Source organism: Mameliella sp. MMSF_3455 (assembly GCF_030733205.1).
GTDB lineage: Bacteria > Pseudomonadota > Alphaproteobacteria > Rhodobacterales > Rhodobacteraceae > Antarctobacter.
Window position 1 is genome coordinate 15507 of record NZ_JASHJL010000014.1, and the last position, 24760, is coordinate 40266.

General features: G+C 66.0%; 25 protein-coding genes. 13 read left to right on the plus strand and 12 right to left on the minus strand.

Features of this window, described 5'->3' with window-relative positions; genetic code table 11:
- Positions 1-44: 44 nt before the first annotated feature.
- Together RBB42_RS12055 and rpsU are read right to left on the minus strand one after the other, a co-directional pair.
- On the minus strand, positions 45-1787 hold the full coding sequence (locus tag RBB42_RS12055; protein WP_305969874.1) for an alpha/beta hydrolase: 1743 nt from the start codon (positions 1785-1787) through the stop codon (positions 45-47).
- A gap of 171 nt (positions 1788-1958) precedes the next feature.
- A complete protein-coding gene (gene rpsU / locus RBB42_RS12060; protein WP_007818122.1) occupies positions 1959-2165 on the minus strand; it encodes a 30S ribosomal protein S21 in 207 nt (68 codons plus the stop codon).
- 115 nt (positions 2166-2280) lie between these two features.
- Here rpsU and RBB42_RS12065 point away from each other — a divergent pair, with 115 nt between their 5' ends.
- Both RBB42_RS12065 and RBB42_RS12070 read left to right on the plus strand, forming a co-directional pair.
- The gene (locus RBB42_RS12065) at positions 2281-2961 is read left to right on the plus strand and encodes a COQ9 family protein (RefSeq protein ID WP_305969875.1); all 681 of its coding nucleotides are present in this window, start codon (positions 2281-2283) and stop codon (positions 2959-2961) included.
- A 104-nt stretch (positions 2962-3065) separates the two neighbouring features.
- Entirely contained in the window at positions 3066-4052 is a 987-nt protein-coding gene (locus RBB42_RS12070; RefSeq protein WP_305969876.1) for an NAD(P)H-quinone oxidoreductase, read from the plus strand.
- A gap of 98 nt (positions 4053-4150) precedes the next feature.
- Here RBB42_RS12070 and RBB42_RS12075 read toward each other — a convergent pair whose 3' ends face one another.
- Both RBB42_RS12075 and hemC read right to left on the minus strand, forming a co-directional pair.
- Entirely contained in the window at positions 4151-5002 is an 852-nt protein-coding gene (locus tag RBB42_RS12075; protein ID WP_305969877.1) for a DUF2189 domain-containing protein, read from the minus strand.
- A 136-nt stretch (positions 5003-5138) separates the two neighbouring features.
- Entirely contained in the window at positions 5139-6095 is a 957-nt protein-coding gene (gene hemC / locus RBB42_RS12080) for a hydroxymethylbilane synthase (protein WP_305969878.1), read from the minus strand.
- 145 nt (positions 6096-6240) lie between these two features.
- Between hemC and hemE the strand changes: the two genes are divergently transcribed.
- Entirely contained in the window at positions 6241-7269 is a 1029-nt protein-coding gene (gene hemE, locus RBB42_RS12085; protein ID WP_305969879.1) for a uroporphyrinogen decarboxylase, read from the plus strand.
- Positions 7270-7292: 23 nt separating this feature from the next.
- Here the strand turns inward: hemE and RBB42_RS12090 are convergent, their stop codons facing one another.
- The 3 genes from RBB42_RS12090 to RBB42_RS12100 all read right to left on the minus strand — a co-directional run bounded on the left by RBB42_RS12090 (position 7293) and on the right by RBB42_RS12100 (position 9573).
- Positions 7293-8354, minus strand: a complete 1062-nt coding sequence (locus tag RBB42_RS12090) for a YeeE/YedE family protein (RefSeq protein ID WP_305969880.1) — start codon at positions 8352-8354, stop codon at positions 7293-7295.
- A gap of 92 nt (positions 8355-8446) precedes the next feature.
- Positions 8447-9094: a hypothetical protein gene (locus RBB42_RS12095; protein WP_305969881.1), complete on the minus strand. Its 648-nt coding sequence runs from the start codon at positions 9092-9094 to the stop codon at positions 8447-8449.
- A complete protein-coding gene (locus RBB42_RS12100; protein WP_305969882.1) occupies positions 9079-9573 on the minus strand; it encodes a hypothetical protein in 495 nt (164 codons plus the stop codon). The genes RBB42_RS12095 and RBB42_RS12100 overlap by 16 nt, the downstream gene beginning before the upstream one ends.
- A 207-nt stretch (positions 9574-9780) precedes the next feature.
- Between RBB42_RS12100 and RBB42_RS12105 the strand changes: the two genes are divergently transcribed.
- The 3 genes from RBB42_RS12105 (at position 9781) to RBB42_RS12115 (ending at position 12975) form a co-directional block, all read left to right on the plus strand.
- Complete coding sequence (locus RBB42_RS12105; RefSeq protein ID WP_305969883.1) at positions 9781-10218, plus strand: cupin domain-containing protein; 438 nt, start codon at positions 9781-9783, stop codon at positions 10216-10218.
- 115 nt (positions 10219-10333) lie between these two features.
- Positions 10334-11563, plus strand: coding sequence for an MFS transporter (locus tag RBB42_RS12110; RefSeq protein WP_371931753.1), 1230 nt, complete (start codon positions 10334-10336; stop codon positions 11561-11563).
- Positions 11564-11565: 2 nt separating this feature from the next.
- Positions 11566-12975: an MATE family efflux transporter gene (locus tag RBB42_RS12115; protein WP_305969884.1), complete on the plus strand. Its 1410-nt coding sequence runs from the start codon at positions 11566-11568 to the stop codon at positions 12973-12975.
- Positions 12976-13059: 84 nt separating this feature from the next.
- Here the strand turns inward: RBB42_RS12115 and RBB42_RS12120 are convergent, their stop codons facing one another.
- Entirely contained in the window at positions 13060-14379 is a 1320-nt protein-coding gene (locus RBB42_RS12120; RefSeq protein ID WP_305969885.1) for a ferredoxin reductase family protein, read from the minus strand.
- Positions 14380-14510: 131 nt separating this feature from the next.
- Between RBB42_RS12120 and RBB42_RS12125 the strand changes: the two genes are divergently transcribed.
- Together RBB42_RS12125 and RBB42_RS12130 are read left to right on the plus strand one after the other, a co-directional pair.
- Positions 14511-15386: a 50S ribosomal protein L11 methyltransferase gene (locus RBB42_RS12125; RefSeq protein WP_305969886.1), complete on the plus strand. Its 876-nt coding sequence runs from the start codon at positions 14511-14513 to the stop codon at positions 15384-15386.
- Positions 15387-15501: 115 nt separating this feature from the next.
- Positions 15502-15846, plus strand: coding sequence for a hypothetical protein (locus RBB42_RS12130; protein WP_305969887.1), 345 nt, complete (start codon positions 15502-15504; stop codon positions 15844-15846).
- A gap of 129 nt (positions 15847-15975) precedes the next feature.
- On the opposite strand, the gene RBB42_RS12135 is transcribed toward RBB42_RS12130, so the two are convergent.
- Positions 15976-16248, minus strand: a complete 273-nt coding sequence (locus RBB42_RS12135) for a DUF1127 domain-containing protein (RefSeq protein WP_305969888.1) — start codon at positions 16246-16248, stop codon at positions 15976-15978.
- Between the two features lie 317 nt (positions 16249-16565).
- Here RBB42_RS12135 and ruvC point away from each other — a divergent pair, with 317 nt between their 5' ends.
- The 4 genes from ruvC (at position 16566) to RBB42_RS12155 (ending at position 19671) form a co-directional block, all read left to right on the plus strand.
- Positions 16566-17054, plus strand: a complete 489-nt coding sequence (ruvC, locus tag RBB42_RS12140; RefSeq protein ID WP_043141073.1) for a crossover junction endodeoxyribonuclease RuvC — start codon at positions 16566-16568, stop codon at positions 17052-17054.
- On the plus strand, positions 17051-17725 hold the full coding sequence (gene ruvA / locus RBB42_RS12145; RefSeq protein WP_305969889.1) for a Holliday junction branch migration protein RuvA: 675 nt from the start codon (positions 17051-17053) through the stop codon (positions 17723-17725). The genes ruvC and ruvA overlap by 4 nt, the downstream gene beginning before the upstream one ends.
- A 9-nt stretch (positions 17726-17734) precedes the next feature.
- A complete protein-coding gene (ruvB, locus tag RBB42_RS12150; RefSeq protein ID WP_305969890.1) occupies positions 17735-18763 on the plus strand; it encodes a Holliday junction branch migration DNA helicase RuvB in 1029 nt (342 codons plus the stop codon).
- Positions 18764-19032: 269 nt separating this feature from the next.
- Positions 19033-19671: a hypothetical protein gene (locus RBB42_RS12155; RefSeq protein WP_305969972.1), complete on the plus strand. Its 639-nt coding sequence runs from the start codon at positions 19033-19035 to the stop codon at positions 19669-19671.
- Between the two features lie 132 nt (positions 19672-19803).
- Here RBB42_RS12155 and trpS read toward each other — a convergent pair whose 3' ends face one another.
- Positions 19804-20832 (minus strand): tryptophan--tRNA ligase, encoded by a 1029-nt coding sequence (gene trpS, locus RBB42_RS12160; protein WP_305969891.1) that lies wholly within the window; start codon positions 20830-20832, stop codon positions 19804-19806.
- Between the two features lie 74 nt (positions 20833-20906).
- Here trpS and RBB42_RS12165 point away from each other — a divergent pair, with 74 nt between their 5' ends.
- Complete coding sequence (locus RBB42_RS12165; protein WP_305969892.1) at positions 20907-21590, plus strand: rhomboid family intramembrane serine protease; 684 nt, start codon at positions 20907-20909, stop codon at positions 21588-21590.
- Between the two features lie 7 nt (positions 21591-21597).
- Here the strand turns inward: RBB42_RS12165 and RBB42_RS12170 are convergent, their stop codons facing one another.
- A complete protein-coding gene (locus RBB42_RS12170; RefSeq protein ID WP_306043692.1) occupies positions 21598-22881 on the minus strand; it encodes a phospholipase D-like domain-containing protein in 1284 nt (427 codons plus the stop codon).
- The gene (gene murJ, locus RBB42_RS12175) at positions 22878-24425 is read right to left on the minus strand and encodes a murein biosynthesis integral membrane protein MurJ (protein ID WP_305969894.1); all 1548 of its coding nucleotides are present in this window, start codon (positions 24423-24425) and stop codon (positions 22878-22880) included. The genes RBB42_RS12170 and murJ overlap by 4 nt, the downstream gene beginning before the upstream one ends.
- Positions 24426-24760 lie beyond the last annotated feature (335 nt).

The window sequence follows — 24760 nt, forward strand, 5'->3', positions numbered from 1 at the left end:
GGCGGGGGGGTGCAGCCGCCTTTTTTGTTGCGATGTCCGCCGGGTCAGCGGACAGCGTCCAGGATCTGATCGATCACGCTCATCACACGCTCGACGCGGCTTTCCTCGGAAAGGAGATCGGCGACAAGGCTGCGCAGTTCGTTGCTGGTCCGCAGGTGGCGCGACTGGGCGTATGAAATGACGCCGATCAGGTCGTTCGAGGGGCAGATCCCCTCGCGATAGGCCCAGACGGTGCCGTTGCGCGCGGGACGCGCCTGCAATCCGCAGCGTCGCTCTGGTGGCACGTCGCGCCAGAACAGCGTCATGATGTCGACCAGTGCCGAACTGTCGTTCGAGAAATAGTTGTGCGCCAGCATGTCGTCGCCAAGCGAGGTCATGTCGATGCTGTCGAAGGCCGGATGCGCCAGGATCACATCCCCGCCCAGCCCGGCCCGGGGCGCAGATCCGTGCAGCTTGCCCGAAGACACCAGCGCCCAGTCGGTGGACGAGGCATAAAGCGTCATGCGCTGGGCCAGCGGCGCAAAGGTGCCCGCCATCGCGCCGAACAGTTCGGCGTCCACGTCGGGCGCGGCAAACATGACCTGATCCAGGATCGGCTGGTCACCCGGACGCGCGTCACGGCGCAGCGCCATGATCTCCAGCGCGTCGGTCAGCGCGCGGTTGCCCATCGAATGCGCGACCACGTTGATCGAGCGCGCGCCGGAGCGCAGCACCAGGTCTTCGAGAAAGCGCGCGAGGCGACGGCCGGACAGGCGCACGACGGCGGCGTCGGCGTTGTACCCGATCGTGGTGTCGCGCGAAGGCCAGGAAAACAGGACGGGCACGGTGCCGTTGCCCATGTCGTGCACGACCTGCGCCGTGCGTTGGGCGGCATATTCGAAACTGGTGTTGTAGCCGTGGATGAAAACCAGAAGATCGCGCTGGCCGTCCTCCTCGAATTCCCCCTGCAGGCGGCCGTAGAAACTGTCGGGATCGACCGGCTCGACCGATTTCAACAGGATGTGCTTGGACGGGTTGGCGCGGAATTCCAGGCGCCAGATCGAGGGCTTCTCGACCTGTCCGGCGACGTGGATGTTCGGGATCGTGACCGTGGCAATCCCAAGTTCCAGCCGATCACCGCGCTCGCCACCATAGAAGCGGGCAGGGTGCTTGTCTCCGCTGCGGGCGCGGTCGGTGGCATAATAGACATCGACCGCGTGGAATCCGTCGTCCTCGCTGACAAACGATGTCTCGAGCGACGGCGAGGCCAGCGCCTCGAGCGCGGCGCGTGCCCGATCGGCCGCGGCGTCGTCGCCCATCAATTCCGTCAGTCGGACCAATTCGGCATAGAGGTCGCGCAGCACGGCATCGCTGCGTCCGGTTTCTTCCTCTGCGGCAATGGCGGCCTCGATCATCGTACGGGCCGAGCTGACGGCGCCCTGCGCCTCATAGGTTTCGGCGGCCTTGATGAAAGCGGGCACCGGGTCCTCGCCCAGTTCGGTCCGGGCAAATGCGCGGGTGCGGGCCAGGTCGGCCCAGGCGTCGGCGGCCTGAACATAGCCCAGCCCGTCCAGCAGGTCGGCCCGCAGCTGCATCAGGTCGACCAGGATGCGGATATTGGGGGGGGTGCCCAGGACAATCGGATCTCTCAGGGCGATATCGACCTGCTGCAGGGCCTGGAACGGATCGGTCCCGGCCAGCGCGTCCAGCGCGATGACCCGGCTGATGTCCTGCGCCCGGCCCGGTGCCGGGACGGCTGTCAGGCTTGCGAGAAAAGCCAGGAATACGAAACGGGTAAACTGTGTCATCGTCCCCTCACGGGCATAGAGAGTCCATCCTGTAATGATTATGATGGCTTGGAGGACTGGAACAAGGTGGGGAATACCCGCGCTTGTCCGTTGCGGACACGACACCGTGCCAAAAGAAAAACCCCCGCGAGCGGGTCGCAGGGGTTCGTGTCTCAAAATGCGTTCGGTCGCTTACAGCAGCCCTTCGCGCTGGGCCTTTTTGCGCGCCAGCTTGCGGGCGCGGCGAATCGCCTCGGCCTTTTCACGGGCTTTCTTCTCGGAGGGTTTCTCGAAATGCTGCCGAAGCTTCATCTCGCGGAACACGCCTTCGCGCTGCAGCTTTTTCTTCAGAGCGCGGAGCGCCTGATCGACATTGTTGTCGCGAACACTGACCTGCATGTGGTTGTCACCACCTTTCTAGGTTTGAGTTGCAAGGAGAATTGCAGGAGGTGGCCGTATAGCAACCGTTGGCCTAGTTGTCTAGAGTGACGCCGCAACGAGAGGAACCCGTTCCATGCCCGATACCGCAGACAAGATCCTGGACGCCGCCTTGATGCATGTGCCCTTTGACGGCTGGTCCGAAACGAGCTTTCGCGCCGCGGTTTCCGACGCCGGGGTGGACCCCGTGGTGGCCCGCGGGTTGTTCCCGCGTGGGGCGGTTGATCTGGCCGTGGCCTATCACAAGCGCGGTGATGCCGAGATGCTGCGCCGGATAGACGAGGCCGACCTTGAGGACATACGCTTTCGCGACCGCGTGGCCTTTGCCGTGCGGGCCCGGATCGAGGCCGCCGAGGACCGCGAGGCGGTGCGGCGCGGGACGACCCTGTTCGCCTTGCCGGTCTATGCGCCCGATGGCGCGCGGCTGATCTGGGGCACGGCGGACGCGATCTGGACGGCGCTGGGGGACACCTCGCAAGATTTCAACTGGTACACCAAGCGGGCGACGCTTTCGGGGGTCTATTCCTCGACCGTGCTTTACTGGCTTGGCGACGATTCACTGGAAAACGAGGCGACATGGGCCTTCCTGGATCGCCGGATCGAGGACGTGATGCGCTTTGAAAAGGCCAAGGCGCAGGTGCGCGGAAACCGTTTGCTGAGCGGGCTGATGGCCGGCCCGGCAAAAATCCTAGAGCGGGTGCAGGCGCCTTCCCGGGACGGGTCCGACCTGCCCGGTGGCCATACCTACCCTCGCTGACCGGGCGGTCGGCCGCGCGCAATCGGCGCAGGGGGCGGCGCGGGAAACCGCTTTGCCGCCCCGGCCCTGCTTGCTACCAAATCCGCAAACAGAGAGGCTGAACCATGACGGAAACCATGCGCGCGATCGAGATCACAGAGCCGGGCGGGCCGGAGGTGCTGAAACCGACGACCCGCCCGATGCCGCAACCGGCGGCGGGGCAGGTGGTCATCAAGGTCGCCTATGCCGGGGTCAACCGCCCGGACGCCCTGCAACGCGCAGGCAGCTACGCACCGCCGCCCGGCGCCTCTGATCTGCCGGGGCTCGAGGCCTCGGGCGAGGTGGTGGCGCTGGGCGCCGGGGTGGAGTCCCTCTCGCTTGGCGACAAGGTCTGTGCATTGCTGCCCGGGGGCGGTTACGCGGAATATGTCGCCACCCCTGCCGCACATTGCCTCCCGGTGCCGCAGGGTATGGGGATGAAAGAGGCGGCCTGCCTTCCGGAAACCTTCTTCACCGTCTGGTCCAACGTCTTTCAGCGCGGCGGTTTGCAGGCCGGTGAGCGGTTCCTCGTTCACGGTGGGTCCAGCGGTATCGGGACGACGGCGATTCAGCTGGCGCATCATTTCGGCGCGCGTGTCTTTGCCACGGCGGGCTCTGACGCCAAGTGCAAGGCCTGTACCGATCTGGGCGCGGAACGGGCGATCAATTACCGCGACGAGGATTTCGTGGCGGTGATGAAGGAAGAAGGCGGCGCCAACCTGATCCTCGACATGGTGGGGGGCGACTACCTGCCGCGAAACGTCAAGGCGCTGGCCGAGGACGGGCGACTGGTGCAGATCGCCTTTCTGCAAGGTCCCAAGGTCGAGCTAAATTTTGCGCTGGTCATGATGCGGCGCCTGACAATCACCGGCAGCACGCTGCGCCCGCAGAGCGACCTGGCCAAGGCGCGCATCGCGGACAGCCTGCGTGAAACGGTCTGGCCATTACTGGACACGGGCAAGGTGGGGCCGGTGATGGACAGCGAGTTCCCGATGGACCAGGCCGCAGAGGCGCACATGCGCATGGAAAGCTCGGGCCATATCGGCAAGATCGTGTTGAAGGTAGCCGGGTAAGGGGGCGCTGCCCCCTCTTGGCCTGCGTTCAATTCACCACCGGTGGTATTTTGACCAAAGAAGCAGGGGCGCGGCACCGTTTCGCGCCCCTTGTCGGGTCAGATGACCGCACGCCGATAGAGATGCCAGGTCGCGTGGCCCAGGACCGGCAGGACGATCACCAGTCCAATGAGAGCGGGGATGCTGCCCAGCACCAGACCGGCGGTGACGATGGCACCCCAGGTCAGGATCACGCGCGGATTTTCACGTGTGACGCGGACCGAGGTCAGCACCGCCACGGGCAGCCCCACCGATCGGTCCAGCAGCAGCGGGAAGGACACCACGCTGGTGGCCAGCACGGCAAGCGCAAAGATGCCGCCGATGGCGCACCCGGCGATGACCATCACCAGCCCGGCCCCGCTGGCGAGATCGCCGAGGAAGGCGCCGATTGAGACCGGCGCCTCTGGCCCCAGCGTCGCGCCATAGAGGTGGCCGGCCACCACCAGCCAGAGGCAGAAGATCACCGCCAGGTAGATCCCCAAGACCAGGATCGAGGCAAAGCGGGGACTTTCCACCACCTTGAGGGCCCCGAGCCAGCCGATTTCCTCGCCCTGTTCGCGGCGGCGGCTGATTTCATAGACACCGACCGCCGCGACCGGCCCCAACAGGGCAAAACCGGCGATCAGGGGAAAGATCAGAGGGATGAGGTTCATATTGAGCGCGGCCAGCGCCAGAATGATGCCGATGACGGGATAGAGCAGAACCAGGAACATCACGTCGGTTCGGCACTTCTGGAAATCGTACCACCCGGCTGACAGGGCCTCTCGCAGGTCCTCGGTGGTCAGCGTGCGGATGCGGGGCGGCGTGGTATCCTCGCTGCCCAGGGATTGGGCCGAGTCCGCCGCGTGGCGTCCGGCCAGCCCGAAGGCATTGGCAATCCAGGTTCCGGGATTTCCGATGGTCTGAGGCATGAGTCCTCTCCTCTTGGCGATTGTCGCGCCAACCGGGGGCCCCGTCGCGCGGCGACGGGCAGGCCAGTCGAACGCGCTGATGCGTCAAAAGGTAGCATATCTGCCGTGAAATTCCCATCACGGTCACGAGATTGGGTCAGAGTTTGTGGTCGAAGAAGCCTTCGCCCGCGCGCGACAGCAGATCGGCCGCCAGACTGCGCCCAAGTTCGGCCCCCTGTGCGACGGGGCCGGTGATCTCGCCCGCATGGGCCTCGGAGCCGTCGGTTTTCAGGATCTCGCCGCGCAGGCGCAGGCTGTCGCCATCCAGTTCCGCCAGCGCCGCGATGGGCGTCTCGCAGGAGCCGTCGAGCGCGGCCAGAAAGGCGCGTTCGGCGTGCAGCCGCAGGGCGGTGGTCGCGTCATGGATGGCCGCCAGCATGTCTCGGGCGCGGGTGTCGTCGCTGCGGCGTTCGATGCCGATGGCGCCCTGGGCGACGGCGGGCAGCATGTCCTCGGGTGCGATGGCCGCTTGCGGGACATCGGTCATGCCCAGCCGATTCAGTCCGGCGCAGGCCAGGAAGGTGGCGCGCGCAACGCCGTCGTGCAGCTTTTTCAGCCGGGTCTGAAGGTTGCCTCGGAACTCGACCACCGTCAGGTCGGGGCGGCGGTGCAGCAGTTGCGCCCGGCGCCGCAGCGACGAGGTGCCGACGACGGCGCCTTCCGGAAGATCGTGGATCGACGAGAACTCGGGGCAGATGAAGGCGTCGCGGACGTCTTCGCGCGGCAGGTAGCAATCCAGCACCAGCCCCTCGGGCTGTTCGGTGGGCATGTCCTTCATCGAATGCACGGCCAGGTCGATCGTGCCCGCCAGCATCGCCTCTTCGATTTCCTTGGTGAACAGGCCCTTGTTTCCGATCTCTTTCAGCGGGCGGTCGGCGTCAATCAGGCTGCGGTCGTCGCCGGTGGTCTTGATGACCACGATTTCAAAGGCATCCAGCGGCAGGTCGAAAGCGGCGGCAAGCCGGTCGCGCGTTTCATGCGCCTGGGCCAGCGCGAGCGGTGAGCCGCGGGTGCCGAGTTTCAGCGGGGATTGGGGCGTGGGCAGATCGGTCATGGCCAAGGGTTAGCGCGGGGCGGCGGGAAAGGAAACGGGATTTGGGGCTGCGGGGCTGCGGCAAGCGCGCCCGGTCCGTCAAGTCGGCTTGACACCGGCAAGCCCGCGTCGGACCAAGGCCCCCGGACCTGGAGGAGCGAGAGCGATGACCAAGACGATCCTGCGTGCCCTTGCGGGCGAGACCCTGCCGACACCGCCGATCTGGATGATGCGGCAGGCCGGGCGCTACTTGCCGGAATACAAGGCGACGCGGGCCGAGGCGGGGGATTTCCTGTCGCTCTGCTACAACCCCGATCTGGCGACCGAGGTCACGTTGCAGCCGATCCGGCGTTACGGGTTCGACGCGGCGATCCTGTTCGCCGATATCCTGCTGCTGCCGCAGGCGCTGGGTATGGACCTGTGGTTCGTCACCGGCGAGGGGCCGCGCCTGTCGACCATCACCAGCGACGCGGATTTCGACAAGCTGGGCCGGGGCGAGATGATCCACGACACTTTGAACCCGGTCTACCAGACCGTGCGCAACCTCTCGACGGCGCTGCCTTCGGACACCACGCTGATCGGGTTCGCCGGTGCGCCCTGGACGGTGGCGACCTACATGATCGCGGGCAAGGGCACCAAGGATCAGGGTCCGGCGCATGCGCTGAAGGCCGAAAATCGGGCACTGTTCGAAAAGATCATCGACCGGCTGACCGAGGCGACCATCGACTACCTTTCCGAGCAGGTGAAAGCCGGGGCCGAGGTGGTCAAGATCTTCGACAGCTGGGCGGGGTCGCTGCGGGGCGAGGATTTCGACCGCTATTGCACCGCGCCCGCGCGGACCATCACGCAGGAACTGAAAAGCCGTTTCCCGGGGCTGCCGATCATCGCTTTTCCGCGCCAGGCGGGCGAGAAATATGTCGGGTTCCACGAGGCGACCGGCGCGGATTGCGTGGCCGTGGACGACAGCGTGACGCCGGAATGGGCGGCGGAAAACGTGCAGGTTTCGGGCTGTGTTCAGGGCAACCTTGCCTCGTCCCACATGGTGACGGGCGGTCAGGCGCTGGTGGATGAAACGCGGCGCGTGGTCGAGGCCTTCCGCAAGGGGCCACATATCTTCAACCTGGGTCACGGGATCACGCCGGACGCGGACCCCGAGAACGTGCAGTTGATGATCGACACGGTGCGGGGGATGTAAGCAAAGGGGCGGCAGGCCCCGCTTCACACATGCGCAGGTTGGCCGCGTCCACCAAGGATGACGTCCATGCTCATCCCGCCGACCCACATGCAGAACAGGGCCAGCCAGGCGGTGCCGGCAAAGATCGACCCGCCTGAGACGCCGGCGCCGATGGCGCAGCCGCCGGCCAGCATGCCGCCGAACCCCATCATCGCCGCGCCGATCATCGCGTTGCGCATGGGCGAAGGGCCTTCGAACCCACGGAATTTCAGCTCCTTGCTGATAAGGGCGGCGAGGAAGGACCCAAGAACCACACCCGGCACCAGCCCGATATCGAATTCCAACACCGAATTGCGGTCGAGGAAGAACATCAGCGTGTTGGCCGAGGGGCCGGTGAAGGTCAGGCTCTCGATTTGCACGGGGTCAAAGGCCACCTGGCTCAGCGCATGGGTCAGCCCATAGCCCACGGCGGCAGCGAACCCGACTCCAGAGGCGAAGACCAGCCGTGACAAGCCGATCCGGTTGCGGCGGCTGAGTTCCAGCGCCAAAAGCGCGATGGCCAGCCCGATCACCAGCCCGGCCTCGCGCGGCAGGTGCAGCGCAGCCAGCAAATCCATGTTGCGGCCGTCGCTGGTGATCCACATGGCCGCCAGCCCGTCGCGCAGCGGCGCCAGCCAGCCGGTCAGCGACATCTGCGCGACGACGGCAAAGATCAGCCCGGACACGACCGAACGCAGGTTGCCCGTCGCTGCCAGCACCAGCAGGCGGCCGGAACAGCCGCGCGCCAGCACCATGCCCGCGCCGAACAGCAATCCGCCGATGATCGCGCCGGACCAACTGCCCGGAACCGCCATCATGCGGGCCTCTGACGTTTCCAGCAGCCCCAGGATCTGCGCCGCCTGTACCCAGACGACGGCGGTGGAAAAGGTCAGCAACCAGACAGCCACCTTGTCCTGCATCATGCCGCGCGCGAACTCGACCGTGGCCGCCCGCAGGCAGAACCGGGACCGTTGTGCCGCGACGCCGAAGATCACTCCGGTGATCAGGCCAAACAGGGCCGCCGTCGGGTTTTCGCCGATCCGGTCGATCAGGGGGACGATATCCATGCCAATGCCTCCGCGTGCGTGATGGGCCGCGTGATGCACCGGACCGGGCCGGACCTGCCTTGATACAGATCATGAAAACGGAATGTTGCGGGTCAGGTGAACAGGCCAAAGACCAGCGGCAATGGGGCGACGGCGATGGCAACGGCGGCCACAAAGCGGGTGGGCGCAAAAAGTCCCGATACCCCGGCGAGAAAGGCGATGCCCCCTCCGCCGCCGATCAGAGAGTTGCCGGGCGTGTTGATCAGCGCGATCAGCAGCAGGTAGCGGTTTCGCACTGCCAGGCGTGTGAAGCGTCCCGGAGCCTGCCGGGCCAGCCAGGCGGCGCGCGCCTCTGGCGGGGTCGCGCGGAGATCTTCGAGCAGCAGCGCAAAACGTCCGAGACCCAGCTTGCGAAACCCTGCGGCCGCGACATGAGGTGGCAGCAGGCGGGCAAGCGCAAAGGACAGGACGAGCGCGGTCAGCATGCCGCCATAGACCAGCGGGGCCGCCGCGCCGCCGAAGATCAGCAGAAGAGCGATGCCGATCTCGGCACCCGGCACGAAAGGCAGGGCCGACGTGACGACATAGACCGCCAGCGCCAGCATCACCATCCGATGAATCAGCGGTTCGTTCATCGGGCGCATCTCGGGCAGGGTCACGCCCCTCAGCAGGTCTGCCAGCAACCATCCGCCAAGTAGCAACAGGCCATAGATCAGGAGGGCGCGTCGATACGTTTTCAGCGTCGTCAGAAGCGCGCGCATCGGGGATTCCCGGTCGGATCCAGGCGGGTCAGCCGGGCACGGATGGCCGTCAGATCGGGGGGCGTCGTGCCGGCCTCGTGCTTTCCCGTGAAGGCAAGGTCGCGGCGGGCCGTCCAGTACCAGCGCTGCTGCGACCACCGGATCGCGACCTCGATCGTCCCGTCGGATCTGACGATCCCCCGGTAGTCAAAGCGGCCCCGGTTGTTGCTGCGCATAACGCCGCCAAAGACGATTCCTTCTTCTGTCTGGCGGGCCGTGTAAGGGCCGGGGCGAAAACCGCAGTCGGTGCAGATTCCGGACCAGAAATGCCCTTCGTCAAAATACAGCCTGTCGGCGAGGTCGGGCGCTTCTGCCGGGCCGATACGTCCCGCAAAGACACGCCCGTCCAGCAGCCCATCACCCGCAGATGCCCAGACCGGGGCCAACCAGCAAAGAGCCGGCAGGAGCAGGAAAAAGGTCAGGAGGCGCAAGGCTGACATGGATTATCCGGGGATGGGTATCGACCAATCTAGCACGGGGCGTCGGCAACGCAAAACGGGGCGGTTTTGCACTGGCCCACAGGCGACCGGGAGATGTCGTAAACTGGCCTCCTCGTGGCGACAGATCGCCGTCGCAGCCGGGACAGAGGCATGGGTGGCGATTCGGGCATGGTTCCGGGAACACCCGTGCGCAAGAGGAGAGGCGTCATGGACTTCGACATGGAATTCGCCAACGAATTGATGATGGCCGTGGCCAAGCTGCCGGTTGTGGCGAACGCGGACCACGCGCCGCTGGAGGGCGGAGAGGATCCGGCGTTTGGCACCGTACGCTGGCGGACCCTGTTCTCTGCCGACAAGACCTCGACCTCGGGCATGGTGATGGGTGTGGCGGAATTCGGTCCTGCCGGAACCCTGCTGCCGCATCGTCACAGCCCGGCCGAGATCTATTTCGGTCTCGAAGGGTCGGGCATCGTGACCATCGACGGCGTGCCGCATGAACTGACGCCGGGCACCGCGCTTTACATCCCCGAGGACGCCGAGCATGACACCGTTGCCGGGGCAGAGGGGCTGCGGTTCCTTTACGTTTTTGCCAAGGACCGCTTCGCAGAGGTGGAATACCGGTTCTCGGCGGCACAGGCGGTCTGACCTGCAAGCATTGGCCGCCGCTGTCCGGGCGTGTGCCTGGGGCGGCGGTGGCTGTGTGCGTAAATGCACCGAACCGGGACTCGCCAAGCCAAGTGTGACGGCTTAAAGCAAAATCATGACTCCGGTTCCCCTTTCAGAAGCGCGCCACCTTCCGGTCTGGCGGCGCCCCATTGCCCTTTTGGCGCTCATGGCAATTGCCATGCCACTGTCCTTTGCCACCTGGTCGGCACTGCTCAACAACTTCGTCATCGAGGTGGCGAGTTTCGAAGGCAAGGATATCGGATGGCTCCACACCGTACGCGAGATTCCGGGGTTTCTCGCCATCGGGGTGATCCTGGTGCTGCTGGTGGTGCGCGAACAGGTGCTGGCGCTGGTGTCGCTGGCGCTGCTGGGTGTCGCGACGGGCATCACGGCGATGTTTCCCAGCCTCGGTGGCCTGCTTTTCGTGACCCTGCTCAGTTCGATCGGGTTTCATTACTACGAGACGGTCAATCAGAGCCTTCAGTTGCAGTGGCTGCCCAAGGATCGTGCACCGCAGATGCTGGGGTGGCTGGTCGCCGTGGGGTCGGCCGCGACCTTTGTCGCCTATGCCTGTATCGTCGTGACGTGGCGGGTCTATGATCTGTCTTACAGCCTCGTTTATGTCACCGCCGGGGTGCTGACGCTGGGGATCACAGCCTGGTGCGCCTTTGCCTTTCCACAGTTCGAAAGCCCCAATCCGCAAGTCAAGAAATTTGTCCTGCGCCGCCGCTACTGGCTGTACTATGCGTTGCAGTTCATGTCGGGCGCACGGCGGCAGATCTTTGTCGTCTTTGCCGCCTTCATGATGGTGGAACGATTTGGTTACGACGTGCACGAGATCACCTCGCTTTACCTCGTGACGCTTGTGCTCAGCATGGTGGCGACGCCGATCTTTGGCCAGGTGGTGGCCCGGTTCGGCGAACGCAACGCGCTGACCTTTGAATATATCGGGCTGACGCTGGTGTTCCTGGCCTATGGCGGGTTGTTCTGGTTTGGCTGGGGCGTGGTTCTGGCGGCGACGCTATATGTCCTGGACCATATTTTTTTCGGCTTTGCCTTCGCGCTGAAGACATATTTCCAGAAGATCGCCGATCCGGGCGACATGGCGCCCACCGCGGCCGTGGCCTTTACCATCAACCATGTTGCGGCAGTCTTTCTGCCGGCGCTGCTGGGGTATCTCTGGGATTCCTCGCCGGGGGCGGTTTTCGGCCTGGCAGCGGGCATGGCGCTGACCAGTCTTGCGCTGGCGCTGATGATCCCGCGCCACCCGGAACCTGGGAATGAGACCGTCTTCAGCGGGGTCGTTCCGGCCCCGGCGGAATAGGCGTGGCCGACAAGGCGACCGACGCCGGGGGGCGTTTCCTCACCGGGTCGACGCTGGGCCATGTCGTCCGGATGACGCTCAGCGGCGCGGCGGGCATCACCTTTGTCTTTGTCGTCGATGCGGCCAACCTGTTCTGGCTGTCGCAATTGGGTCAACCGATCCTGATGGCGGCCATCGGCTATGCCTTTGCCGTCCAGTTCTTTACCGTCTCCATCGGCGTCGGCCTCATGATTGCCACCACGGCGCTTGTCTCGCGCAGCATCGGACGGGGTGAGCGGGCCATTGCGCGGGAACAGGGGGCGGCGGGTATGCTGCTGTGTTTCCTGGTGCAGGCGATGACGGCCGGGGCCGTGGTGCTGTTCCGGCATGACCTGCTGGCCAGCGCAGGGGCCGAAGGCGCGGCGTTGGACCTGGCCGCGCGCTACGTTGCGCTGTCCATGCCCTCGCTGGCGGTGATGGCGGTCGGCCTGTGCGGCAGTGCGGTGCTGCGCGCCGACGGACTGGCGCGGCAGGCGATGATGGTGACGATGGGCGGCGGGCTGATCATGCTGGGGCTGGACCCGCTGCTGATCTATGTCCTTGGCTGGGGATTGGACGGCGCGGCGCTGAGCGTTTGGATCTTTCGCGGCATCATGGCGGGGCTGGCGATCTGGTTCGCGGCGCACCGGCATGGGTTGCTGGCCGTGCCCCGGCCCACCCTGCTGGTCCGACATGGGCCCGGTCTGCTGCGCGTGGCGCTGCCCGCGATCGTCACCCAGATGGCGACGCCCTTCGGAAACTTCCTGCTGACCGGGTTTATCGCCGTGCATGGCGATACCGCCGTGGCGGCATGGGCGGTCATCAACCGGCTGACGGTTGTGGCATTCGGGGGGCTGTTTTCCCTGGCCGGCGCGATCGGCGGCATTTTTGGACAGAACTTTGGCGCGCGCCAGTTCGATCGTCTGCGCCAAACCTACCGCGACGCGGTTCTGTTTTGCGTGGTCTACGCGGCCGGGGTCTGGCTGATCCTGATGGTATTGACGGGCCTCATCGCCCGGGGCTTTGGGCTGGAGGGCGGCGGCGCAGAGGTCTTGCGGGCCTTCACGCAGATCGGGGCACTGTCCTTCACCCTCGGCGGGTTGCTGTTCGTCTCGAACTCGGCGTTCAACGCGCTTGGGCGCCCGCTCTGGGCCTCGGTGCTCAGCTGGCTGCGCGAGGCGGTGCTGCTGTGGCCCGTGGCGCTCTGGATGTCAGGGGCCTACGCAGCGCAGGGGGTGATCTATGCGCAGGCGCTGGTGGGGGCCGTCATGGGCGTTGTGGCCGGTGTCCTGGGGTGGCGTTATGTTGCGGGCATCGGAGAGGGGCCCTTGCCCAGGGTCAACTTGCGCGAACGGCGCGCTTGGCGCGACCCGAACCGTTGGCGCCGCCGCTAGAACTGGCCGCGCAGGGCAAAGGCCAAGATCGCCAGAACGATCATGAGGGTGAGGATCCAGAAGGCGCGCGCGATGCGTCCACGGCTAGTCATAGCTGAACTGCTCCAGCAGGATGTTGTGGGCGGGCACGCCAAGTCCCAGCAGCGCGTCCTCGACCGCGTGCAGCATGGGTGGCGGGCCACAAAGCACAAAGACCCAGCGTGTCAGGGCCTCCGTATCAAGGTGCCGGGTCAGAACGTCGGGCGTGACGAACCCGGTTTCCCCCGTCCAGCCCTTGGGCGGGTCGGACAGGACATGGATCACGCGCAGTGGCCCGGAGTGCGAGCGCGCGTCCAGTTCTTTGCGGCAGGCAATCTGCTCCTCGATCCGGTTGGCATAGAACAGAACGCGCGGGCGCGGGTCATCGTCGGCATCAAGCTGGCGCAGATGCGACAGCATCGGCGCAATGCCCACGCCGCCTGCAATCATCGCAACGCCTCCGGCCTTGCCGTGCCGCTGCAAGGTCAGTGAACCAAAGGGCGCATCGACCCAGGCGCGGGTGCCGGGCGTCACCTTGCCCAGGCGGTTGGTGAAATCGCCCAGTTCCTTGATGACAAAGCGCAGGCTGCCGCCCTCGGCCGGGGCAGAGGCGATGGAAAACGGGTTCTCGTCCAGCGAGACAGCGGGTTTGCCGATGCTGATCCATGCAAAATGCCCGGGCAGGTAGCGCAGGCCCGTGTGACCCTCGGGGTCAAGGCACAGCTCCCAGGTCCGGTCGGCCAGGCGGGTCACGCTGCTGACGCGCCATGGGCGCCGGGCCTTCATCAGCGGCTTGATCGCGTAGACCCAGACAAGAGACAGCACGGCAATGGCGAACAGGACCCACCAGAATCCCCAGAGCACCGGATCGCCGCTGTAGCGCCCGGCTCGGGTGGCGTGCAGAACGCCAAGTCCCGCCATGACCAGCGCCATGATCCCGTGCAATGCGCGCCAGGTTTCGTGCCGGTACAACCCGTCGCGCCCCAGCGCCATGACCATCACGGCGCCCAGCAACAGCCAGGCGACAATCCCGGGCCAGAGGCCGGACCAGTCAAAGTTCAACGGGACGGCGCCCGGTGGTGTCAGGCCGGGCCGCAGGCTTTGCGGTCCGGAATAGAGGAATGGGTGCAGCAGGATCAGCACCGAGGCCGCGCGTGCCAGCAACTGGTGAAGCCGCATGGTGACATCCATTCCGATCCGTCCCGAGACGACGCGGAACCGCCCGGACAGGGCGAATTCAACCAGCAGGATCGCCAGCCCGGTCAAGGCCACACCGGTCGCCAGCTCGTCGCGCAAGGGGCGCGGGGGAAGCCCCTGTAGCGCGGCCAATGCCAGCGGTGCGCAGGTCAGGGCAAGGTAGAGCAGGGCGAGAAGCGCGGCGGGCATGATGTCTTGGCCTAGGGTCAAATGCCCCTAGCACGGCGGCGGTACGAAATCACGTCAAACGCTGTGCGGCTTGCGGCGGTCGGGCTTTCGTGCCACAGCGAATGCGTTTTTTTCATCAATGGACCGCCCACATGCCCAAGACCTGGACCGCTTTCACCAAGCTCGCCGACAAGGATAAGGCCGAGGCCCTGGGCCTTGCGCTGGAGGAGCTCGAACCCGAACCCACGGGCATCGGCGTCTTCGAGATCGAGGATGGTTCCGGCACCTGGGAGATCGGCGGCTATTTCACCGAAGCACCGGACGAGATCGAGCTTGCCCTTCTGGCCGCAGCCTATGATGCCGAGAGCTTTGTCGTCTCCGAGGTGCCGGACACCGACTGGGTCGACAAGGTGCGGCGCGAACTGACGCCGGTCGAGGCGGGCCGCTTTTTCGTCTACGGCAGCCATGATGCCGACAAGATCCCCGAAGGTGCCGAGCCATTGCTGATCGAGGCAGCGATGGCCTTTGGCACCGGTCACCACGGCACCACCCAGGGCTGTCTCGAGGCGCTGGACCGGCTGGCGAACGAGGGCTTCCAGGGCCGTAATGTGGCCGACATCGGCTGCGGCACTGCCGTTCTGGCGATGGGTGCGGCACGCATCTGGCCCGATCCTGTGATCGCCTCGGACATCGACGAGGTCGCGGTCGAGGTGGCAGAGGCCAATGTGCGCGCCAACGGCCTGGGCGACAAGGTTGCCTGCGTCGAGGCCGCGGGCTTTGACAATCCCGAATTGCATGCCCGCGCACCCTATGACCTGGTCTTTGCGAACATCCTGAAACAGCCGCTGATCGACCTGGCCCCCGACATGGAAAAACACCTTGCGCCAGGGGGGTATGCGATCCTTTCGGGTATCCTGACCTGGCAGGCCGACGAGGTGGTCGAGGTCTACACTGCCCAAGGGATGCCGCAATTGCGCCGCGATGTGATCGGGGAGTGGGTGACTCTGACGCTTCGAAAAAACCAGTAAATAAAGGGTTAATCGGAGCAGTCGAAGCAAAATTAAATCCAATTGCCCCAATCTTGCCATAAAGTTTGGATAAAAATTGCCTCAACCGGTGGGGGCCGGTTGAGACGAGGCTGTCATGGACGACGCTCAGAGAAGCTTTTACAAGCGTGAACAAGCGCTGCGGCGCAAGCATGTCCGCATGTCACACGGCTATGTGACGCGGATGAACCGCAACGGTGTGATCGAACAGGTCCCGCAAAGCAGGATGAGCGGTCTCGGCCTGCACCTGATCTTACGCTTGGCGGTGGCGGTGATGCTGTTCAAAGTTGTCGCCCTGGCCTGGCTGGGCGATGCGAAATACGCCGGTCACATCGAACGCCTGTCGCAGGGTGTCATCTATGAAAAGGTCGGGGCCTGGATCCTGCAGGTCGATCCCGTGACGCGCATGTTGGCCGATTTCCTGACGCCGGCTATCGGCTGAGGCCCTCAGCACATCGCGAGACAAGAAAAAACCCGCGCTTCCGGTGAAGCGCGGGTTTTCCCTTTGCCGTGAGTGGCGGTGCGCCTCCGACCGATCATCCCGGTCGACCGTCAGCGCTGAGAGTCTCGATTAGCGGCGTGCAACCTCGTCGATGTCGCCACGGTGCAGACCGATGTCTTCCAGCTCGCGGTCGGTCAGGGCCGACAGGCTGTTGCGGGTCAAGCGTGCGTCGTTCCATTCGGCGAAGGCACCGAAGGCTGCGGCAAAGAGGCTGCCGATCCAGGTCGCGGAACCCGAAGCGCCGTAGGGGCGGGTGGCGCCGAATGCGGAGGTGAAGATGTTACCGATCTGGGCGGCGGAGCCCGACGCGGCGAAGGGGCGGGAAGTGTCGAGTGCGGCCATCGCTGGTCTCCTTTGGATGGGGGGTGCGTGTTCGTTCTGAAAGCGCACATAGTTTGGGCAATCTGCTCCAGCAAGTCGCATTTTTCGCATGGGTCACATGCGATTTTTGCATGGCGCAAATCGCGGGTAACCCTACTGAAAAACAAGCAAAAATCCGCCTTGGTCGGTGTCGTTTTCAGGCGGCGGCCTGTCGGAAACAAGCCTCGGGTGTCGGGGCTGGAACACTCGGTGTCGCAAATGGTCCTCGCCGCATTAACCTTGGCTTTTGTTCGCCTTTCGTGCTAGCCGTGTCTGAAAAACAACACGGGCGGGCATCCATGCGGATATTGGGCATTGATCCGGGGCTTCGGACCCTTGGATGGGGGGTGATCGAGGTCGAGGGCAGCCGACTCAGACACGTCGCAAACGGGCTGTGCAAGCCCGGCGGCAAGGAGTTGGCAGAACGTCTGCTTGCTCTGCACGAGTTGCTGACCGATGTTTTCAACCGGATGATGCCCGACGAGGCGGCCGTGGAACATACCTTCGTCAACCGGGACGGCGCGGGGACGCTGAAACTGGGACAGGCGCGGGCGATCGCCCTTCTGGTCCCGGCGCAATTCGGCTTGCCGATCGGGGAATACGCGCCGAACTCGGTCAAGAAGACGGTCGTCGGCGTGGGTCACGCCGAGAAACATCAGGTGGAACACATGGTCAGCTTGCAATTGCCGGGCGCGAAACCGGCGGGCCCGGACGCGGCGGATGCCCTGGCGGTGGCGATCTGCCATGCGCATCACATGGGTGCCCGTCGCATGAAGGTGCGCGCATGATCGGGCGCATCGCGGGGCGGATCGTCTACCACGGCGAGGATCATGTTCTGATTGACGTGCAGGGCGTCGGCTATGTCGTCTATTGCAGCGACCGTGTGCGCGCGGGTCTCCCCGGCGCCGGGGAGGCCGCGGCGCTATTTACGGATCTGTTGGTGCGCGAGGACCTGCTGCAACTGTTCGGCTTCCCGACGCTGGTCGAAAAGGAGTGGTTTCGCCTGCTGATGTCGGTGCAGGGCGTGGGCGCCAAGGCGGCGCTGGCAATCCTGGGCACGCTTGGCCCGGACGGGGTCAGCCGCGCGCTGGCGCTGGGGGACTGGACGGCGATCAAGGCGGCCAAGGGGATCGGACCCAAGACCGCACAACGCGTCGTGAACGAGTTGAAGGACAAGGCGCCCACCATCATGGCGATGGGTGTCGGCGAGCCCATTGGTGCCGAACCGCAGACGGCCCCCGACGCGGTGATCGAGACATCGCCCGCCCCCGATGCCCCCCGCAAGGCGCCTCCGCGCCGGTCCAGCGCGCAGGCTGAAGCGCTTTCCGCATTGGGCAATTTGGGCTACGGCCCCTCGGACGCTGCCGGCGCCGTGGCCGAGGCCGCAGGCGCCGAGCCGGAGGCGGATACCGCCGGCCTGATCCGCGCGGCATTGAAGCTGTTGGCGCCAAAGGGGTAAGGGATGGACATGAGCGATCCCGACCCCACCCTGCGCCCCGATCCCCTGCCGGAGGACCGCGACCGCGCGCTTCGTCCGCAGATGCTGGAGGATTTCATCGGCCAGGCCGAGGCGCGCGCCAACCTGCGCGTCTTTATCCAGAGCGCGCGCAGCCGTGGCGAGGCGATGGACCACACGCTGTTCCACGGCCCTCCGGGTTTGGGCAAGACGACGCTGGCGCAGATCATGGCGCGGGAACTGGGCGTGGGATTTCGCATGACCTCTGGCCCGGTGCTGGCCAAGGCGGGCGACCTGGCGGCGATCCTGACAAACCTTGAACGGAACGACGTGCTGTTCATCGACGAGATCCACCGGATGAATGCCGCCGTCGAAGAGGTGCTTTACCCGGCAATGGAGGACTACGAGCTGGACCTCGTGATCGGCGAAGGACCGGCGGCGCGCACCGTGCGGATCGAGTTGCAGCCCTTTACACTGGTCGGGGCGACGACGCGGCTTGGCCTGCTGACGACCCCCCTGAGGGACCGTTTCGGCATTCCCACGCGGCTGAATTTCTACACGATCCCGGAGCTTGAAACGATCGTCGCCGGCAATGCCTCCAAGCTGGGTGTCCGGGTCGAAGGGGACGGAGCGCTGGAAATCGCGCGTCGGTCCCGCGGGACACCCCGGATCGCCGGACGGTTGCTGCGCCGCGTGGTGGATTTCGCTGTGGTCGAAGGCGGGGGCGTTGTCAGCCGGGCCCTGGCGGACAATGCGCTGACGCGGTTGGGGGTTGACAGCCTGGGGCTGGACGGAGCTGACCGCCGCTACCTGATGCTCATGGCCGAAAACTATGCGGGCGGGCCGGTCGGGATCGAAACGCTCTCGGCGGCGCTCTCCGAAAGCCGCGATGCGCTGGAGGAAGTGGTGGAACCCTACCTCCTGCAACAGGGCCTCATCAGCCGTACACCGCGTGGGCGGATGCTGGCGCAGAAGGCCTGGAAACATCTTGGTCTCGCTGCCCCGCTGCCACCGGGGCAAAGTGATCTGTTCGAGGGCTGACGTCAGCCAGTCAACCCCGCAGCCCCGCGCAGGCGGTCGGTCAGGGCTCGGACCTTGGCAACGGTAATGACGAAGGCGCTCACCAGGATGAGCATGGTGCGTCGGCTGTGCATGTGATCCCTCCCCTGCGGTCCAATTTGAAATGGGGCCGGGTGCCGGTTGGGCAAACCCGGCTTGCAAGGGCGGTTTGCCTTTCGGGTCGTTTTCGGGCAGGTCGCGGCACAGCGCCAATCCACGACGTGAAAAGGACAGCCGGCATGACCCAGGACATGACCCCCGAAGAGATCGCCTCGCTCTTTACTCGGTCGGACGGCAGCTATCTTTGCGCGCGCTGGGGACGGCCATTGGCGCCAATCGTCTTCGGTGTCGAAGAGGCGACCCTGGAGGTGGTCAAGGGCGCATTCGAGGCGGTCTGCACGCTGGCCGGGCACCAGATGGCGGAAACCGACCCAGAGCTGGGGGCCAACGTCATGGTCTTCTTCTTCCGCGACTGGGCGGAATTGCTGGAGGTGCCGGACCTTGATCGCCTGATCGACGGGCTGGGCCCGCTGGTCGACCGTCTTCAGGCGGCGGATGCAAACCAGTACCGCGTGTTCCGTTTCGATGCCGATGGCGGGATCAAGGCCTGTTTCGTCTTCCTGCGGATGGACGGTGAGCTGACCAAGGTGCCGGCCGAGACCCTGGCGCTGAGCCAGGTGGTGCAGACCATTCTTCTGTGGTCCGACAAGGCCTTCGCCGACCGCTCTCCGCTGGCGCAGGTCGAAAACGGGCGGGTGATCCTGCGGCCCGACCTGGCACAGGTGATCCGCGCAGCCTATGATCCGGTGCTGCCCGTCGCGGCGACGGATTCAAGTCATGCCTTGCGCCTTGCGGCGCGGATTGCGGCGGGTTCGGGGATGTCTGGCTAGCCTGTCGGCAAGCTGGGGTGGGCCGTACGTTTTGTACAAAACGTACGGCGAAATCCGCATTTTGTACAAAACGGGGCATGGGCCGGTCAGGGCGCGGGCCGAGATGGTCCCGTCCTGCGCCTGTTTCGGCCCTTAGCGCACCATGCCCACGATCTCGTAGGTCTTCTCCAGAATCGGCGCGGCGATCTCGCGGGCGCGTTCGGAACCGCGCCGCAGGACCGTGTCGATCTGGGCGGGGTCGGCTGTCAGGCGCTTCATCTCGGTCGAGATCGGTGCGAGCTTGGCCACGGCCAGGTCCGCCAGCGCGGGCTTGAAGGTGCCGAACTGCTGGCCGCCATGTTCCGCGATCACCTGCTCGACCGAGAGATCGGCGAGGGCCGCGTAGATGTTCACCAGGTTGCGCGCCTCTGGCCGTTCTTCCAGACCCTCGACCGTTTCGGGCAGCGGCTCGGGGTCGGTCCGCGCCTTGCGGATCTTCAGCGCGATGGCATCGGCATCGTCGGTCAGGTTGATGCGGCTCATGTCCGAGGGATCGGACTTGGACATCTTTTTCGTCCCGTCGCGCAGGCTCATGACCCGGGTGGCCGTGCCTTCGATCACCGGTTCGGTGATCGGGAAAAAGTCCACGCCGAAGTCATTGTTGAACTTGATCGCGATGTCGCGGGTCAGTTCCAGGTGCTGTTTCTGGTCTTCGCCCACGGGCACGTGGGTGGCGTGATAGACAAGAATGTCCGCCGCCATCAGCGCCGGATAGGCCAGAAGCCCCAGCGAGGCGTTCTGCTGGTTCTTGCCGGCCTTGTCCTTCCATTGCGTCATGCGTTGCATCCAGCCCATGCGGGCGACGCAGTTGAAGATCCAGGCCAGCTGGGCGTGTTCGGCAACCTGGCTCTGGTTGAAGAGGATCGACTTTTCCGGATCGACGCCCGATGCGATGAAGCCTGCGGTCAGCTCGCGGGTCTGGCGGCGCAAATCCTCGGGGTCCTGCCAAACGGTGATCGCGTGCATGTCGACCATGCAGAAGATGGACTGGATCCCTGCCGTCTGGCTGTCCGCAAAGCGCTTCAGCGCGCCGAGGTAATTGCCCAGGTGCAGGTTGCCCGAAGGCTGGATGCCCGAGAAGACGCGCGGCGTGAAGGCGGCATTGGGCTGAGACTCGGACATTGATGTTCCCCTGTGGAAATTCCTGCGCGGCTGGCTTACCCATGCCGCCGGACACCGTCAAGAAAGAGCTCCCCATGACGCACCCGCATAACGAGGCCCCGGTCAATCCGCTACCGCCGGTGGTGGCGGCGCTGTTCCTTGTGCTGGCGGGGATCGAGCTGACGCTCTGGTTGGGCGGACAGGGGATCGTCGGTGGCCCCGGCGCGGTCGGTTGGCGGACCTCGGCGATCGAGACCTATGCTTTTTCGGGGCGGGCCTTCGACTGGATGCTGGCGACGGGTCAGTACCCGCCCGAGCACCTGATGCGGCTGGTGGCCTACCTTTTCTTGCATCCCAGTTTCAGCCACGGTCTGTTCAGCATGGTGATCCTGCTGGCGATGGGCAAGATCGTGGCGGAATCCATCGGCTCTCTGGTCTTTGTGGCGGTGTTCTTTGTGTCCGGGATCGTCGGGGCGGTGGGCTTTGGCCTGTTCAGCGATGATCCCTGGCTGGTGGGGGCCTTTCCCGGTGTCTACGGGCTGATCGGCGGGTTCACCTTCCTGCTCTGGGTGCGGCTGGGCAACGAGGGGGCGCCGCAGGTGCGGGCCTTTACCCTGATCGGGATGTTGCTGGCCATTCAGCTGATCTTTGGCGTGTTGTTCGGGGGCGGCAGCGACTGGATTGCCGACGTGGTGGGCTTTGTCACCGGGTTCGCGCTGACCGTCGTGCTGGCGCCCGGCGGCGTGGCGCGGGTGCTGGAGCGGATCCGGCGCCGGTAGGCGCGGTTCAGAACAGGTCGTCGGGCAGCAGGCTGCGGCGAGGGCGCCCCTCGGTCAGGGGCAGCGCAGGGCGCTGTTCGGCCCAGGTTGCGGCGCGGTCCAGGTCCCCGGACAGGCCCGTGCCCAAGTGGGCAAGCAGCCTCTCTGCCAGGGACTCGTCGCGGACAAGGGCCGCCGCCTCGCTGTTCCAGCGGCAGGCGAGGCGGGTCAGCGCGTGAGAGCCGATGACGGTGGTCCCGTCCACCAGGCACAGCATCCCCTCGGCCTGCGGGTCGGCGACCAGCGCCAGCCGGTCGCCATGGGCATTTTGCAGGCGGGACAGCGCGGCGCCTTGCAGGGCGGCGGCGCGGGCATCGTCCCATGTGCCTTGCGGTTCGGGGGGCAGTAACAGGATCAGTTGCAGGTCGGGGGGCTGCGCGGCCGCTGTCAGCGCCTGTGCCAGGCCGTCGTGACGCAAGGCGCCGGTGCGGATCAGGATGCGCCGACGGGCATTGCCGAACAGACGTGCCAGTGCCGGTTCGGCGTCGTTGGCGAGCGTCCGGGGGGCAAAGCCGCGCGTAGGGCGCGACAGGGTGCGCAACAGGCGCAGGTCATCGCGGCTTTGCGGGCGGGTGGGGCAGGTCAGCGCGTTTGCCGGCGTGGCGAGGGTGGCGCCGCATTTGAGCGCCTCGGCCCAGCAATCGGCGAAATGGCCCCGCAAGGCGCCGCAGAAATCCGGATCCGAAACCTGCAGCGAGATGGCGGAGGGTGTGTCGGTGCCAAGGTCCGGCCCGCCGATGATCGCGTCGGCGCCATCGGCCAGTGCAAACCCCTGGTGGATCTCGGCGGGGCGCGGGTTCGAGCCGCCCTGCACAAGGGCGCGCTGAACCGGGGTCAGGCGCGCCGTGTCCTCGGCCCGGAGCGCGGTCATCGCAGGGCGCAGGCGGCGGCGCAGGAGTGCGCCGCGCGGCCCGCGTGCAACGTGGCCATGCGGGGCGATCACCAGTTGCGCGCTGCCCTGCAGGACATCGGCAAGACCCGAGGCGCGGCGCCATGCGGCGCGGTGTGCCTGTGCGGTCAGCAGGGGATCGGGCTCGGCCACGAGGATGCGCAGCGACAAACCGCGTCGGGACAGGAGCGCCAGCAGGTCGCCCCATGTCGCAAGCCCGCGTTCACGCAGGTCGGGCAGGACCAGCGGGCTGTCGGGCGCAAGGCGCGGCAGGCAGAGCAGCAGTTCCGACCGGGCGCCGGCGGCAAGGGTTTCGAGCGCGGCACCGGCCTCTCCGGCAGAGAGCAGCGCGCGCGTCGTCATCCGCGGGACCGTTTGAACATCGCCTTGATCTCGGCCAGGCGGAAGGCGCCCATGGCCTGCCCGGCGATGCCGTAGGTCAGGATGCCCAGCCCGATCAGACCGGCAAGCACGCCAATGCGCAGGTAGGGCAGGGCGAGCCAGGGCGCCAGGACCATGTTGAGCCCCCAGAGCACGGCGCCCATGACCAGCGAGGCCACCACGATCCGCCACAGCCTCCGGCGGAAACGGTCATCGAAATGCGCCACCTCGCCCATCGCCTTGGCGCCGCGTGCCAGTTGCCAGACCATGACCCAACCTGCGAGCGTGGTGGCGATGGCCGGGGCAAGCCAGCCGATCACCGGGGCCAGCCCGATGGCCACGGCGGCGTTGATCACCATCGCCCAGACCGCGAAACGGAAGGGGCTGCGCGTGTCTTCGCGCGCGAAATAAAGCGGTTGCAACACCTTCTGCAGCACGAAGGCCGGCAAGCCGAGGCCGTAGATCGCCACCGCCAGGGCAATGGCGGCGCTGTCGTCGGCAGTGGTGGCGCCGCGTTCGAACAGGACCGAAACCATCGGCAGCGGGATTGCCACCAGCGCCACGGCGGCGGGCACGGTCAGGGCAAGGCTCAACTCTCCGGCGCGGGAAAAGGCGTTGCGCGCACCGCTGTCGTCCTCGGCCTTCAATCGGCGCGACAGGTCGGGCAGCAGGACGATGCCCACGGCGATGCCCACCACGCCCAGCGGCAGTTGGTACAGCCGGTCGGCGGCATAGAGCCAGCCCACCGCCTTGTCGAAATGGCTGGCGACCTGCTGGCCCACCAGCAGGTTGATCTGCATCACCCCGCCCGCCAGCGCGGCAGGCACGGCGATCACCACGAGCCGTTTCATGTCCGGTGTCAGCCGCGGGCGCCCGGGGCGGACACGTACGCCCGCCCGCTCGGCGGCGACCCAGACCAGCGCCAGTTGCGCCACGCCCGCCACGGGCACCGCCCAGATGAGATACTGGATCACCTCGCCGCCAAGGGCCGCTCCCAGTCCCATCGACAGGCAGACCAGGATGTTCAGCAGCACCGGCGCGGCGGCGGCGGCGGCGAAATGGCCGGTGGCGTTCAGCGCGCCGGAGAACAGCGCCGCCAGCGAGATCAGCAGGATATAGGGAAAGACCACCCGACCGAAGCCCACGGTCAGGTCAAAGCGCGCATCCCCGGCAAAGCCGCCCGCGGTGGCCCAGACCAGCGCCGGCATGAAGATCATCGCCAGCGCGGTCAGCGCAAGCAAAACCGTGGCCAGCCCGTTCAGCGCGTCGCGGGCAAAGATCAGCGGATCTTCCTCGCCCTCGTATTTCTTGGAGAACAGCGGCACGAAGGCGGCGTTGAAGGCGCCTTCGGCAAAGAAGCGGCGAAAGAGGTTGGGCAGGCGAAAGGCCGCGACAAAGGCATCCATGACCGGGCCGGGGCCGATCAGGGCAAGGATCATGACCTCGCGGACGACGCCCAGAACCCGGCTCATCAGGGTCCAGAAGCCGACGGTCATGACACCGGCGACAAGGCGGATGGGTTTCATGGGCGTGCTCGCTTGCTGCTCTGGTCCCTCGCTTAGCCGAAAGGGCCGAAGGGCGGAAGGGGCGGGGACCAGGGCAGCCTTTCTATCCACGCCACGGCTGTTGCGGTGGGGATGTCGCGGCAGAGCGGGTGAAAGCCATGCCCGCCGAGATCAGTCCCGCTGCGACGGGCAGGGCGCAGAGGTTGCCCCGGTGATCCGGTGCCGTCCCGTGGGACAGATCGGGGTTGTGCCCCGAGCGAGAGAGCAGGACATGGCCGACCTCGCCACGGGTCGCTTTGACCGCGGTCGCTTCAGGTGGCGAAGCCTGGCCCCGGATGGTCGCCTTTCTCCTGCCG

Bases quoted from the DNA above. Each gene is read 5' to 3' on its own strand.
- RBB42_RS12055 (WP_305969874.1), bottom strand. From the start codon at position 1,787: ATGACACAGTTTACCCGTTTCGTATTCCTGGCTTTTCTCGCAAGCCTG.
- rpsU (WP_007818122.1), bottom strand. From the start codon at position 2,165: ATGCAGGTCAGTGTTCGCGACAACAATGTCGATCAGGCGCTCCGCGCT.
- RBB42_RS12065 (WP_305969875.1), top strand. From the start codon at position 2,281: ATGCCCGATACCGCAGACAAGATCCTGGACGCCGCCTTGATGCATGTG.
- RBB42_RS12070 (WP_305969876.1), top strand. From the start codon at position 3,066: ATGACGGAAACCATGCGCGCGATCGAGATCACAGAGCCGGGCGGGCCG.
- RBB42_RS12075 (WP_305969877.1), bottom strand. From the start codon at position 5,002: ATGCCTCAGACCATCGGAAATCCCGGAACCTGGATTGCCAATGCCTTC.
- hemC (WP_305969878.1), bottom strand. From the start codon at position 6,095: ATGACCGATCTGCCCACGCCCCAATCCCCGCTGAAACTCGGCACCCGC.
- hemE (WP_305969879.1), top strand. From the start codon at position 6,241: ATGACCAAGACGATCCTGCGTGCCCTTGCGGGCGAGACCCTGCCGACA.
- RBB42_RS12090 (WP_305969880.1), bottom strand. From the start codon at position 8,354: ATGGATATCGTCCCCCTGATCGACCGGATCGGCGAAAACCCGACGGCG.
- RBB42_RS12095 (WP_305969881.1), bottom strand. From the start codon at position 9,094: ATGCGCGCGCTTCTGACGACGCTGAAAACGTATCGACGCGCCCTCCTG.
- RBB42_RS12100 (WP_305969882.1), bottom strand. From the start codon at position 9,573: ATGTCAGCCTTGCGCCTCCTGACCTTTTTCCTGCTCCTGCCGGCTCTT.
- RBB42_RS12105 (WP_305969883.1), top strand. From the start codon at position 9,781: ATGGACTTCGACATGGAATTCGCCAACGAATTGATGATGGCCGTGGCC.
- RBB42_RS12110 (WP_371931753.1), top strand. From the start codon at position 10,334: ATGACTCCGGTTCCCCTTTCAGAAGCGCGCCACCTTCCGGTCTGGCGG.
- RBB42_RS12120 (WP_305969885.1), bottom strand. From the start codon at position 14,379: ATGCCCGCCGCGCTTCTCGCCCTGCTCTACCTTGCCCTGACCTGCGCA.
- RBB42_RS12125 (WP_305969886.1), top strand. From the start codon at position 14,511: ATGCCCAAGACCTGGACCGCTTTCACCAAGCTCGCCGACAAGGATAAG.
- RBB42_RS12130 (WP_305969887.1), top strand. From the start codon at position 15,502: ATGGACGACGCTCAGAGAAGCTTTTACAAGCGTGAACAAGCGCTGCGG.
- RBB42_RS12135 (WP_305969888.1), bottom strand. From the start codon at position 16,248: ATGGCCGCACTCGACACTTCCCGCCCCTTCGCCGCGTCGGGCTCCGCC.
- ruvC (WP_043141073.1), top strand. From the start codon at position 16,566: ATGCGGATATTGGGCATTGATCCGGGGCTTCGGACCCTTGGATGGGGG.
- ruvA (WP_305969889.1), top strand. From the start codon at position 17,051: ATGATCGGGCGCATCGCGGGGCGGATCGTCTACCACGGCGAGGATCAT.
- ruvB (WP_305969890.1), top strand. From the start codon at position 17,735: ATGAGCGATCCCGACCCCACCCTGCGCCCCGATCCCCTGCCGGAGGAC.
- RBB42_RS12155 (WP_305969972.1), top strand. From the start codon at position 19,033: ATGACCCCCGAAGAGATCGCCTCGCTCTTTACTCGGTCGGACGGCAGC.
- trpS (WP_305969891.1), bottom strand. From the start codon at position 20,832: ATGTCCGAGTCTCAGCCCAATGCCGCCTTCACGCCGCGCGTCTTCTCG.
- RBB42_RS12165 (WP_305969892.1), top strand. From the start codon at position 20,907: ATGACGCACCCGCATAACGAGGCCCCGGTCAATCCGCTACCGCCGGTG.
- RBB42_RS12170 (WP_306043692.1), bottom strand. From the start codon at position 22,881: ATGACGACGCGCGCGCTGCTCTCTGCCGGAGAGGCCGGTGCCGCGCTC.
- murJ (WP_305969894.1), bottom strand. From the start codon at position 24,425: ATGAAACCCATCCGCCTTGTCGCCGGTGTCATGACCGTCGGCTTCTGG.